Source organism: Actinoallomurus acanthiterrae, assembly GCF_054775715.1.
Genome location: NZ_BAAHCO010000001.1, coordinates 3770668 through 3782598 on the forward strand (window position 1 = coordinate 3770668; position 11931 = coordinate 3782598).

10 protein-coding genes are annotated in these 11931 nt (G+C 69.7%); 8 read left to right on the forward strand and 2 right to left on the reverse strand.

Translation table 11 applies throughout. From position 1 onward, the window contains the following. Positions 1–59: 59 nt before the first annotated feature. Positions 60–767 (reverse strand): SDR family oxidoreductase, encoded by a 708-nt coding sequence (locus tag ACYVF7_RS18345; RefSeq protein ID WP_460341604.1) that lies wholly within the window; start codon positions 765–767, stop codon positions 60–62. A 113-nt stretch (positions 768–880) separates the two neighbouring features. Here ACYVF7_RS18345 and ACYVF7_RS18350 point away from each other — a divergent pair, with 113 nt between their 5' ends. The 5 genes from ACYVF7_RS18350 (at position 881) to lon (ending at position 7596) form a co-directional block, all read left to right on the forward strand. After that, on the forward strand, positions 881–1774 hold the full coding sequence (locus ACYVF7_RS18350; protein WP_460341606.1) for a helix-turn-helix transcriptional regulator: 894 nt from the start codon (positions 881–883) through the stop codon (positions 1772–1774). An 81-nt stretch (positions 1775–1855) separates the two neighbouring features. Next, positions 1856–2524, forward strand: coding sequence for a HEAT repeat domain-containing protein (locus tag ACYVF7_RS18355; RefSeq protein WP_460341609.1), 669 nt, complete (start codon positions 1856–1858; stop codon positions 2522–2524). Positions 2525–2530: 6 nt separating this feature from the next. Then, a complete protein-coding gene (locus ACYVF7_RS18360) occupies positions 2531–3535 on the forward strand; it encodes a MerR family transcriptional regulator (RefSeq protein WP_460341612.1) in 1005 nt (334 codons plus the stop codon). Positions 3536–3616: 81 nt separating this feature from the next. After that, positions 3617–5026 (forward strand): hypothetical protein, encoded by a 1410-nt coding sequence (locus ACYVF7_RS18365; RefSeq protein ID WP_460341616.1) that lies wholly within the window; start codon positions 3617–3619, stop codon positions 5024–5026. Between the two features lie 170 nt (positions 5027–5196). Then, the gene (gene lon, locus ACYVF7_RS18370; RefSeq protein WP_460341618.1) at positions 5197–7596 is read left to right on the forward strand and encodes an endopeptidase La; all 2400 of its coding nucleotides are present in this window, start codon (positions 5197–5199) and stop codon (positions 7594–7596) included. A 114-nt stretch (positions 7597–7710) separates the two neighbouring features. On the opposite strand, the gene ACYVF7_RS18375 is transcribed toward lon, so the two are convergent. Next, positions 7711–9270, reverse strand: coding sequence for a nitroreductase family deazaflavin-dependent oxidoreductase (locus ACYVF7_RS18375; RefSeq protein WP_460341621.1), 1560 nt, complete (start codon positions 9268–9270; stop codon positions 7711–7713). Positions 9271–9636: 366 nt separating this feature from the next. Here ACYVF7_RS18375 and ectA point away from each other — a divergent pair, with 366 nt between their 5' ends. From ectA to ACYVF7_RS18390, 3 genes are read left to right on the forward strand one after another with little or no spacing between them, the layout of a single operon-like run. After that, positions 9637–10152: a diaminobutyrate acetyltransferase gene (ectA, locus tag ACYVF7_RS18380; protein WP_460341624.1), complete on the forward strand. Its 516-nt coding sequence runs from the start codon at positions 9637–9639 to the stop codon at positions 10150–10152. Positions 10153–10180: 28 nt separating this feature from the next. Continuing rightward, positions 10181–11428, forward strand: a complete 1248-nt coding sequence (ectB, locus tag ACYVF7_RS18385; protein WP_460341627.1) for a diaminobutyrate--2-oxoglutarate transaminase — start codon at positions 10181–10183, stop codon at positions 11426–11428. A gap of 44 nt (positions 11429–11472) precedes the next feature. Continuing rightward, positions 11473–11865: an ectoine synthase gene (locus ACYVF7_RS18390; RefSeq protein WP_460341630.1), complete on the forward strand. Its 393-nt coding sequence runs from the start codon at positions 11473–11475 to the stop codon at positions 11863–11865. The last annotated feature ends 66 nt before the right edge of the window (positions 11866–11931 follow it).

An 11931-nucleotide genomic window follows, 5' to 3' on the forward strand; every position in this document is an offset into this window, starting at 1 on the left:
AGGCGAGCGGGGCGAGCCTCAGTATCGCCGGTGGTGTCAGGGTCTCCTGCGGCGACCCGTCACCACGGGTGAGGGCCGTCGTCTCCGAAGAACGTCCCGGTCGGGCCGTCCTCGCCCAGCAGCGCCGCCTGGATCGCCGGTGCCGCGCCCTGGGCGGCCGTACGGAAGCCGGTGTGGTCGTTCAGGTCCGTGGCGCAGTATCCGGGGTTGACCGCGTTGACCTTGATCGGGGTGTCCCCCAGTTCCTTCGCGTAGCACACGGTGATCATGTTCACGGCGGCCTTCGAGGAGTTGTACGCGAGCAGGTTGGCCTCCTTGAACGGCGACTCGGGGTCGCTGTTCAGGGTCAGGGAGCCCAGCTCGCTCGACACGTTGACGATCCGGCCGGCGGGTGCACCGCGCAGCAGCGGCAGCATGGCGTTGGTGACCGTGACGACGCCGAAGACGTTGGTGTCGTACGTGCGGCGCAGCAGGTCGACCGAGGTCTCGCTGGGCGCCACGCGGGTCAGCGACACGCCCGCGTTGTTGACCAGGACGTCCAGCCGGCCGTATTCGGCCTGGATCCACTTGGCGGCGGACTCGACGCTCGCCTGGTCGGTCACGTTCAGGTGGACGAACCGCGCCTCGATCCCTTCGTCGCGCAGCGCGCGCTCGGCGGTCCGGCCGCGCTCCTCGTCGCGTGCGCCGACCAGGACGGTGCCGCCGGCACCACGCGCGATCTCGAATCCGATTCCTTTGTTGGCTCCGGTGATCAGAGAGATGTTCATGGCCACGACCTTGCCGCCGGCCGGGAGCCGCCGGGAGAGACCCGAGGAGGCTGGGATCGCCGGTACCACCTTCGTGGCTCGCCACCAGGCCGTGCGTCGGTGATCCTGGAGAGGTGGACAAGCGAGAACTGGCGGTGTTCCTGCGGGACCGGCGCGCGAAGGTGCGGCCGGAGGACGCCGGGCTGCCCGCCGGCGGACGCCGGCGCACTCCCGGCCTGCGCCGTGAGGAGGTCGCCCGTCTCGCCGGCATCTCGGTCGACTACTACATCCGGATGGAGCAGGGGCGGGGCCCGCGCCCGTCCCGGCAGGTGCTCGGTTCGCTGGCGAGGGCGCTGCTGCTGACCGACGACGAGCGGGCGTACCTGTACCACTTGGCGGACGAGCAGCCGCGCCCGCCGGAGGGGCCTCCGCAGGACGTGCCGCAGGGCGTGCTGCGGATGCTCGATCGGCTGGATGACACGCCGGCGTACGTGATGGACGCCAAGTCCGACATTCTCGCCTGGAACGACCTGGCCGCCGCGCTCATCCGCGACTTCGCGGCGCTGCCTCCGCGCGAGCGCAACGTGATCCGGCGCTTCTGCCGCGACGGCGGTGGGCACGACGAGCGGTTCGTCCGTGACTGCATCGCCGACCTGAGGGCGGCGGTCGCGAAGTACCCCGGAGATCCGGGGATCAGGGAACTCGTCGCCGAGGTGAACGCGGTCCCCGCACTCGCCGCGATGTGGGCCGAGCGCGAGGTGCGGGTTCGCCGCAGCTCCGTCAAGCGGATCGACCATCCCGTCGTGGGCCGCGTCGAGACGCAGGTCGACTACCTGGTCGTACCCGACCGTGACCAGCGGGTCGTCCTGTACACCGCCGCTCCGGGCACGCCGTCGTACGAGGCGCTGCGCCTGCTCAAGGTGGTCGGCCCGCGACGGCTGCCGCCCGAGCGCGCGCACGACCTCCCGGAGACCTTCTCGGCGGTGACGCCGCAGGCGACTCACCGTCTCCCTGAGGTCCCGGTATGACCGGGGGTGCCGAACCGGAGTGGCTCCGCTTGACCTTGACACAGTGACAAGGCTTTCACTGTGGCCGAGGAGGTGGTCCCGATGACCATGCCGGAAGAGGACACGAACACGACGCGAGCTCTCCAGGGGTTGGAGAACAGCGGTTCGTCGGTGCGGATGCGGGCGGCGATGGCGGTCGGTACGACCCCGGACCCGAGGTTCGTCGACAAGCTGATCGAACGATGCGCGATCGAGCCCGAATTCTTCGTGCGCGAGATGCTCACGTGGGCGCTCACCCGCCACCCATCGTCGACGACGGTCCCGAAGCTCATCGATGAACTCCGCTCGGAGCGTGCGCAGGCACGAAGCCAGGCGTTGCACACGCTGTCCAAGATCGGGGATCGGCAGGCGTGGCCGGCGATCACCCGGGCGCTGCTGACCGACGCCGACGACGAGGTGGCGCGGAGCGCGTGGCGGGCAGCGGTCGTACTCGTGCCCGAAGGTGAAGAATCAGAGCTGGCCGGAGTGTTGGCGACGCAGCTCGGGCGCGGCGAGCGTGGGACGCAGTTGAGCCTCAGCCGGGCGCTGATAGCGCTCGGTGAAGCGATCATGCCGACCCTGCGCGCCGCGATGACGGATCTGGACCCTCGCGTGCGTCAGCACGCGATCGCCACGGAACGGCTGTTCCGCGACCCGGATGCCGGATTCGAGCTCGCGATCGAGGAGGCGAAGCGCGTCGTGGCCCTCGGCGCGACCGGCCAGGAGGGGTGATGGGCAGTGTTGATCGGTGATGTGGCACGACGGTCCGGCGTCAGCGCCCGCATGCTCAGGCATTACGAGTCGCTCGGCCTGGTGCGGCCCATGGGCCGTACCGAGGCCGGCTATCGCGCGTACTCCAGCGAGGACATCCGGCGAATCTTCCATATCGAGAGTCTGCGGTCTTTGGGACTGTCGCTGCGTGACGTCGGGTCTGCGCTGGACGATCCCGGCTTCAAGCCCTCGGAGCTCATCGACGACCTCATCCGCCAGACGCGAGAACGCATCGCGGCTGAGACGGAGCTGCTCACGCGACTCCGTCGGATCGATGCCGCGGAACCCGCCGGCTGGGAGGACGTCCTCCAGGTCGTCGCGCTCCTCCACGCCTTGGGGTCGGAGAGCGCCGGGAAGCGCCAGCGCGCGGCTCTATCTTCGGTCGAAGAGGTTCCGGTGCCGGTGGAGGCTCTGGTCGAGGCGGCGTTGAGCGAGACGGACCCGAATGTCGCCGGAGCCCTTCGATGGGCCCTGGCGCAATCGGGCGATGACGGCTTGGCGCTGCTGGCGGAGGGCCTCGGCTCACCAGTGGCCGAGGTGCGCGAACGCGCCGTCCAGTCCATCGCCGAGATTCCGGGCGGTGCGGCGACCGCGCTGCTGCACGACGCCCTCACGAACTCCCACATCGTGGTCCGCAGGCGCGCGGCCCTGGCGCTCGGAGCACGTGGAGTGGCCGACGCGGTTCCGACGCTCACCGACATGATCCTCGAAGAGGCGCACGACGCCGATGCGGCCGATGCGCTGGGCGCGCTGGCGAGTGATCCCGCGTTGGCGGATCAGATCGCCACCAGGCTCGTCGGCTGCCTCGCCGACGGCACCATGGAACCCTCCGCACGCCGACGGCTGACGGAGGCGCTCGCGGACATCCCGGGGATCACGACGTCACGCGCCCTCGTGGACCTGTCACATGACGAAGACCGTGCCGTCGCGCTTACCGCGACCTACATCCTCAAGCTGCGCAACGCACGATAAGAGATTGTCGCTACCGCGCTTCCTCTATCCTGCGGATTTCGCGACTGGAGGTGTGCGTTGAGGGTCGGTGACATCGCGGCGATGCCGTTGCCCCTTGGCGGGTACGGCGGTTGCCAGGTCACGATGGTGGAGGAGAAGAGACTCTCCGTGTGCCTCCTGGCCTGGTACTCGGACGGCGTACCAACTCTGGACGACCTGAGCGCGGCAGGGCCATGGTGGCTCGACCACCACGCACACCAAGGCCGTCCCGCCCATATCTCGATCGACTCATCGGCCCCGCAGCCGCCGGGGCTCACCTGGCTGGGCAAGGTGCCCCTGCACCCTGACACCCCGAACGAGACGTCGTCCTACAGCGGCTGGTCGTACCTGGCCCAGCAGGCCGTCCTGCAGAGAAGGTGGGACCAGCGACTGCCTCCTGAGGCGAAGCAGGCGTACAAGGCCGCGGAGAACCACCTTTCACAGCCAGTGGAGATCGACCTCGGCGAAGGACCAACAGAACGACCGACGGGCACGAACCTTCTCGACCTCCGAGACCACGGATCCGTACGCTGGGCGACCCTGGACGCGCTTCCCCAGCTCACCAAGCTCAGCTGGGAGGGGAAGGAACGCGGCCTGCTCGGCTTCCTCGTCGCCAAGCCCGTCGTCTCGGATCTGTACTGGACGGATCCGCCGACCGCGGTCGACCTCACCGAAACGGCCCTCACCGACCTCTCCTTTCACGGCAGCGCACCGAAATCCCTTCATCTGCCGGCCGGACTGATGCACCTCACCCTGCCGAACGCGCCGACCGAGGTCGTCGCCCAAGACGACGGCCGGTGGATCAGACTGACGACGTCCCAGCCCTTCATCCCGGCCGGGCTCACCGGCGTCCGAGACCTTCGCCTCAACGTCCAGGGGGAGGCCACGCTGACCGGCCTCGAAGAGCTCGCCGATCTGGAGAGCCTGCACATCCGATGGTCGGGACCACCCGGGACGCTCACCGACCCCGAGACCCTGGGCGTGTTCGACCATCTTGAGTCGCTTCAGCTGACGGACGCCTACGGCTTGGAGGACGTCGAAGCCCTTCCCGCGCCGGGTGTCCTCCGCCACTTCACGATCAACGGAGTACGGAAGAGCGTCGCGAAGGACCTCCGCGCCCGCTACCGGAAGTCGGCCACGACCCTCTCCCTACACGGCGCCAAGTCCGACACCTGGCTCGCCGTCAACCTGACCAACCCGTTGCGCGACTGGGTGGACGACGACGAACGCGCGGGCGCCGCCGCCTGCAAAGCCTACGGCGACGCCCTCCGCGGCATCGAGCGGGACTCCGGCACCGCCGAGGCGACGCTCCAAAGACTGGTCGAGAGGCTCAACGCGATCGACGAGCGCCACGGCATCATCGACACCCTGCGGCGCGAGCAGGCCGGCGACGCCTTCATGGACCTGGCCGCTCGAGCCGGCATCCCCGACGCCCGCGCCGCCGACTGGTTCGACGACTGGCGCGATTTCTAGCCGTGCTGACCCGTGAGCACGCCCGATGGCAGCCTGTATCCGAATTTGGCGGTCTTCGCCCGGAACGGCCAGGGGCGCGATTCGCGTGATCGCTCACGGCGAACAGACCTGCGGAAATTTATCGGGACTCTTCTTTCTTGAGTGTGAGTGACTCAAGCTTTGGAGGCCTGATGAGCAAGATCGTCACCCTGCCGGTGCTGCCGCTCGACGACGAGGTCGTACTGCCCGCGATGGTCGTACCGCTCGACCTGTCGGAGAGCGACGTGCGGGCGGCGATCGACGCCGCGCGCGCGACCGCCGTCTCCCGAGGCCCTGGCATCCGGTCGGAGGAGAAGCCGCGAGTGCTGCTGGTGCCCCGGCTGAACGGCAAGTACGCGGCCGTGGGCACGCTCGGCGTCGTCGAGCAGATCGGCACGCTGCCCGGCGGCGGACCCGGCGCTGTCGTCCGTGGTGTCGCCCGCGTCCGCATCGGTTCCGGGACGACCGGTCCCGGCGCGGCCCTGTGGGTCGAGGGGACCGAGGTCGAGGACACCGGTCTCGGCACCCGCGCCGAGGAACTGGCCAAGGAGTACAAGGCGCTCGTCGTCGGGGTGCTGGAGAAGCGCGGCGCCTGGCAGGTCGTCGACATGATCCAGCAGATCGAGGACCCGTCGGTGATGGCCGATCGGGCGGGCTACGCCTCGTACCTCAGCGCCGAGCAGAAGGTGCGCATCCTGGAGACCGCCGACGTGACCGAGCGTCTCGAGCTCACGATCGGCTGGACCCGGGAGCACCTCGCGGAGCTGGACGTCGCCGAGACGATCCGTAAGGACGTCGAGGAGGGCGTGGAGAAGCAGCAGAAGGAGTTCCTGCTCCGCCAGCAGCTCGCCGCGATCCGCAAGGAGCTGAACGAGCTCAACGGCGACCCGTCCTCCGAGGAGGAGGACTACCGGGCCCGCGTCGAGGCGGCCGACCTGCCGGAGAAGGTCCGGGAGGCGGCCCTGAAGGAGGTCGACAAGCTCGAGCGGACCTCCGACCAGTCGCCGGAGGGCGGCTGGATCCGTACGTGGCTGGACACGGTCCTGGACATTCCCTGGAATGAGCGGACCGAGGACGCCTACGACATCGCGGGCGCCCGCCAGATCCTCGACGAGGACCACACGGGGCTCGACGACGTCAAGGAGCGGATCGTGGAGTACCTCGCCGTGCGCAAGCGGCGTGAGGACCGCGGACTCGGCGTGATCGGCGGCCGGCGGTCCGGCGCCGTCCTCGCCCTGGTCGGGCCGCCTGGGGTCGGAAAAACGTCGCTCGGAGAAAGTGTCGCGCGGGCGATGGACCGGAAGTTCGTCCGTGTCGCGCTCGGCGGCGTCCGGGACGAGGCCGAGATCCGCGGTCACCGGCGGACGTACGTCGGCGCGCTTCCCGGCCGTATCGTCCGGGCGATCCGCGAGGCGGGCACGATGAACCCGGTCGTGCTGCTCGACGAGATCGACAAGGTCGGCGCGGACTACCGCGGCGACCCGACGGCGGCGCTGCTGGAGGTGCTGGACCCGGCGCAGAACCACACGTTCCGGGACCACTACCTGGAGGTCGAGCTCGACCTGTCGGACGTGGTCTTCCTCGCCACGGCGAACGCGCTGGAGACCATCCCCGAACCGCTGCTGGACCGCATGGAGCTCGTCTCCCTCGACGGCTACACCGAGGACGAGAAAGTCGCCATCGCGCGCGACCACCTGCTGCGGCGTCAGCTCGACAAGGCGGGCCTGACCGCCGACGAGGTGACGATCGGCGACGACGCGCTGCGGCTGCTCGCCGCCGAGTACACGCGGGAGGCGGGCGTGCGGAGCCTGGAGCGGGGGATCGCCCGGGTCCTGCGCAAGGTCGCGGCGAAGGTCGCGCTGGCGGAGAGGACGCTGCCGGTGACGGTCGGCGCCGACGACCTGCGCGACTACCTCGGCCGTCCGCGCTTCACGCCGGAGACGTCGCTGAACGAGTCCGAGCGGCGTACGGCGGTGCCGGGCGTGGCGACCGGGCTGGCGGTCACCGGAGCGGGCGGCGACGTGCTCTACATCGAGGCGTCGCTGGCCGACAAGGAGACCGGCGACACGGGCGTCACCCTGACCGGCCAGCTCGGCGACGTGATGAAGGAGTCGGCGCGGATCGCGCTGTCGTACCTGCGGTCGCGCGGCGCGGAGCTGGAGCTGCCCGTCGGCGACCTGAAGGAACGCGGCGTGCACGTCCACGTCCCGGCCGGGGCCGTTCCCAAGGACGGGCCGAGCGCGGGCATCACGATGACGACGGCGCTCGCCTCGCTGCTGTCCGGGCGGCTGGTCCGCGCGGACGTGGCGATGACCGGTGAGGTGTCCCTGACCGGGCGGGTCCTGCCCATCGGCGGGGTCAAGCAGAAGCTGCTCGCCGCGCACCGGGCGGGGATCACCACGGTGGTCATCCCGAAGCGCAACGAGCCGGATCTGGACGACGTGCCGGCCGAGGTCCTGGAGCAGCTGACCGTCCACCCGGTCAGCGACGTCCGGGACGTCCTGGACCTGGCGCTGGAGCCGGCCACGACCCGCGACGCCGTGGCCGCCTGACCCAGACAGAGAGAACGCGAACGGCGCCCCTCCGGACCTCCGGAGGGGCGCCGTCTCGTCTCGCGGGTCTTCAGCCCTGCGGCTCGCGGACCTCAGTCCCGCGGCTTGTGGGCCTCAGTCCCGCGGGCTGAGGCGGAAGACTCGCAGCTCTCGTCCTGACCGCTCAACGTACCTGCTGTACGTCGGCCATGTCTGGAGCAGCCGTGGCCAGACCTCGGCGCGCTCGGCGCCCTCCAGCAGCCGCGCGGTGACCGGGACCGTACGGCCCCGGTAGCTGACCTCCGCCTCGGGCCGGTTCAGGAGGTTGGTCGTCCACGCGGGGTGGTTCTCACGCCCGAAGTTGCTGCCGACCACCAAGAAGGAGCCGTCCGCTTCGGGCAGGGAGGCCAGCGGCGTCTGGCGGGGCAGGCCGCTGCGGTGCCCGACGGCCGTCAGCAGGAGGGTCGGCACGACGTACTGCCCCATGAGGAAGCGGCCGCCGGTCAGCCGGTGCACGGCACGGTCCAGCGGCGGTACCACCTTCGGCCCGACCTTCGCGAACCACGCGGATCCGGCCATCCGCGCGACCGGCGCGGTGACCATGGCCTTCATCCTGCTTCGTGGCATGACGGGTCCTGCCTTTCTGTCCGAGGCACTCGGAGTGCCGACGGGGGCTTCATGATCTGCCAGACGGCCGGCCCGGGCGGGGGAGAGGTGCCCGGCCGCGGCGAGCCAGCGCAGGGCGTCCGTCAGGCTCTCCTCCACCGGCCGGAGGGTGAGGCCGAGTGCGTCGACGGCCGGGGTGTCGTCGGAGGGCACGAGCGTGACCATGAACTCCGCGGCGTCCCGGGTCAGCGGGTAGTCGAAGGGGCGTACGCGCTTGACGGCGTCGAGAAGCGAGCCGAGCGCGAGCATGAGCCCCGCGGGGACGGCGAGCCGGCGGCAGCGTACGCCGGTGAGCGCGTCGCATCGGTCCGCCAGCCGCGGCCAGGTCAGGTAGTGCCCGCCGAGGGTGTACCGCCGCGGCCCGTGGCCGGGGGCGATCGCGCGGGTCAGCGCCTCCGCGAGGTCGCGGACGTCGACGAGCGACACGCCGCCGCGAGGCATCGGCCAGACCAGGTCGAGGGCACCGGCCAGTCCCTCCATCATCGCGTCCAGGCGCGGCTGCCGGGGTCCGATCACGCCGCCGGGGTAGAAGATCGTGACGGGCGCGCCGTCGTCCTGCAGGCCGCGCACGTAGCGTTCGGCCGCGACCTTCGACCGGCCGTAGTCGGTCCGTGGGCGCGCCAGTGGGTCGTCCGCCCGGATCACCGGCCCCGCGGGCGGCACGAACACCGCGATGGTGGACACGTGGATCACCGGGTCGAGACCCCGGGCGACCGCGCCGCCGACCACGGTCCGCGTGCCGGCGACGTTGACCTCCATGACGTCCGTACGGGCGTCGGTGACTCCGAGTGCGGCGGCGGCGTGCACGACGGCGTCGCACCCGTCGAGGGCGAGGGCGACGGCTTTCTCGTCGAGCATGTCGCCGGGGTACATCTCCACGGTCTCGGCCTCCACGCCGATCGCGCCGAGGACCTTGGCCGCCCGGCCGGGATCGCGCACCAGCGCCCGTACCTGATGGCCGGCCACGAGCAGGGCACGGATGGCGTACGAGCCGACGAATCCCGATCCGCCTGTGACGAGGACGCGCATGACGTCAAACTAGCGCTTGGTGAGAGACTTCGGTCACGGCGACGTTCGGTGAGACGACTCGGATGGCCGATAAATGTGTGAACTACATCACATAGCGGACGCCGATCGGGACGTCCTTCGTCGCGCAAAGGCGGCCACTGGGAGTGATGGCCTGTCCGGCTGGGTGTGACGGTGGGTCCCGCTCGGGTGCCGCGTGTCCTCACTGGTCAGGCCGCTGATATCAGGCCCTGCTCCGGGTGGATCGGTCCACCGGTCCGATATCGGAGATCAGAAAAATTCGATTCGTACCCGTCCTCCACTTCGCCAAACATGCGCCTCGTGATCTCGGGACAACCCACGGTCACCGCTTCGCTAAGTTCGTAACCCATGTCGTCAGAACAAGTTCGCAGGCCGTCCCCTCGCGCCTCCGTCGTCGACATCGGATTCGGTCCACCGCGTCTGGAGGACGGCCGACACCTGTGGCGTGTCGCCCGCGACTCCGGGACCCTCGACCTCAATTCCCCCTACAGCTACGTGCTCTGGTGCCGGGACTTCGCCGCGACCTCGGTCGTGGCCCGAGCCGAGGACGAGATCTGCGGCTTCATCACCGGGTTCTCCCGGCCCGAGGACCCCGGGACGCTGTTCGTCTGGCAGGTCGCGGTGGACGCCGAATGGCGGGGACGCGGGCTGGCACGCCGGATGCTCGACCACCTGACCGACGGCGGGCCGCGGTTCGTCGAGGCGACGGTGACGCCGGGCAACACCGCGTCGGACCGGCTGTTCGCGTCGTTCGCCCGCGCACGCGGTGTCGCGCTGCGGCGGACGCCTCTCTTGAACGCGGACCTGTTCCCCGGCGACCACGACCCCGAGGTGCTGTACCGAATCGGGCCACTCGACAGCTGAATCCACCAGGAGACGGGTGAGAAACCGCATGAACGTGTTCGAGTCCCTAGAGTCAGAGGTCCGAAGCTACTGCCGGGGATGGCCGACGGTCTTCGAGAAAGCCTCCGGCAGCCACTTGTACGACGAGAACGGCCGTGCCTTCCTCGATTTCTTCGCCGGCGCCGGAACCCTCAATTACGGCCACAACAACCCGGTGATCAAAGAACGGCTCATCACCTATCTCGCCGACGACAACCTTGTGCACAGCCTGGACATGCACACGGTCGCCAAACGCGACTTCCTGGAGACGTTCCAGGAGGTGATCCTCGCGCCGCGCGGCCTCGACTACAAGGTCCAGTTTCCCGGGCCGGCGGGCACCAATGCCGTCGAGGCGGCGCTGAAGCTGGCCCGCAAGTACACCGGCCGGGAGACGATCGTCAGCTTCACCAACGCCTTCCACGGCATGTCGCTCGGGGCGCTCGCGGTCACCGGAAACTCGATGAAGCGCAGCGGGGCCGGCATCCCCTTGAACCACGCCGTCCGCATGCCGTTCGACAACTACCTTGACGGACAGACCCCCGACTTCCTTTTCTTCGAGCGTCTGCTGGGCGACAGCGGAAGCGGCCTGGACACGCCCGCGGCCGTCATCGTCGAGACCGTGCAGGGCGAGGGCGGGCTCAACGCGGCCAGTCCGGAATGGCTCCGCGGACTCGCGGACCTGTGCAAGCGGCAGGACATCCTGCTCATCGTCGACGACATTCAGATGGGCTGCGGCCGGACCGGGCCGTTCTTCAGTTTCGAGGACGCCGGCATCGTCCCGGACATCGTGTGCCTGTCGAAGTCGCTCAGCGGGTACGGCCTGCCGTTCGCCGTCACGCTGCTCCGGCCGGAACTCGACGTGTGGGAGCCGGGCGAGCACAACGGCACCTTCCGCGGGCCGGGACCGGCCTTCGTCACCGCCGCCGCGGCGATGGACTTCTGGACCGACGAGGGCATGGAGAAGCAGACCCTCGCCAAGCGCGACCAGATCGAAGGCGCGCTCAAGAGCATGGCGGCGACCCACCCAGAGCGGATCACCGGCACCCGCGGGCGTGGCATGGCCCAGGGGATCGCCTTCGACGAACCGGAGAACGCCTCGGCCGTGTGCCGCGCGGCGTTCGACCGTGGCCTGCTGATGGAGACCTCCGGCCCGGAGGACGAGGTCGCGAAGCTGCTGCCGCCCCTCACCACGACCGCCGCCGAACTCTCCGAAGGCCTGCAGATCCTGGCCGACTCGGTCGACGCGGTCCTCGTCTGAGCCATCCCCTGATCCACCCGCACGCCCACGGAAGGAGCGGTCCAATGATCGTGCGCACGCTCGAGGAGATCACCGGAACCGAACGCGACGTCGAGGCGCCGACCTGGCGCAGCCGTCGGCTCGTCCTGGCGAAGGAGAAGGTCGGATTCTCGCTGCACGAGACCGTCCTGTACGCAGGCACCGAGACCCGGATGTGGTACGCGAACCACATCGAGGCGGTCTACTGCATCGGCGGTGAGGGCGAGCTCGTCAACGAGGAGACCGGTGACAAGTACCGGCTCGAGCCCGGGACCATGTACCTCCTCGACGGGCACGAGCACCACATCGTCCGCGCCCACACGGATCTGCGCACCGTCTGCGTCTTCAACCCTCCGGTGACGGGCAGAGAGGTGCACGACGAGAACGGCGTCTATCCGCTGATCACCGAAGAGACGTGAGCCGTCGTTGAACCGGAACGACGGAGCCGCCCTCTTCCATCCAGACCCTCGGACCACGCCACGATT

Coding starts and splice junctions, on each gene's coding strand:
- ACYVF7_RS18345 (WP_460341604.1), bottom strand. CDS start 767: ATGAACATCTCTCTGATCACCGGAGCCAACAAAGGAATCGGATTCGAG.
- ACYVF7_RS18355 (WP_460341609.1), top strand. CDS start 1,856: ATGACCATGCCGGAAGAGGACACGAACACGACGCGAGCTCTCCAGGGG.
- ACYVF7_RS18365 (WP_460341616.1), top strand. CDS start 3,617: ATGCCGTTGCCCCTTGGCGGGTACGGCGGTTGCCAGGTCACGATGGTG.
- lon (WP_460341618.1), top strand. CDS start 5,197: ATGAGCAAGATCGTCACCCTGCCGGTGCTGCCGCTCGACGACGAGGTC.
- ACYVF7_RS18375 (WP_460341621.1), bottom strand. CDS start 9,270: ATGCGCGTCCTCGTCACAGGCGGATCGGGATTCGTCGGCTCGTACGCC.
- ectA (WP_460341624.1), top strand. CDS start 9,637: ATGTCGTCAGAACAAGTTCGCAGGCCGTCCCCTCGCGCCTCCGTCGTC.
- ectB (WP_460341627.1), top strand. CDS start 10,181: ATGAACGTGTTCGAGTCCCTAGAGTCAGAGGTCCGAAGCTACTGCCGG.
- ACYVF7_RS18390 (WP_460341630.1), top strand. CDS start 11,473: ATGATCGTGCGCACGCTCGAGGAGATCACCGGAACCGAACGCGACGTC.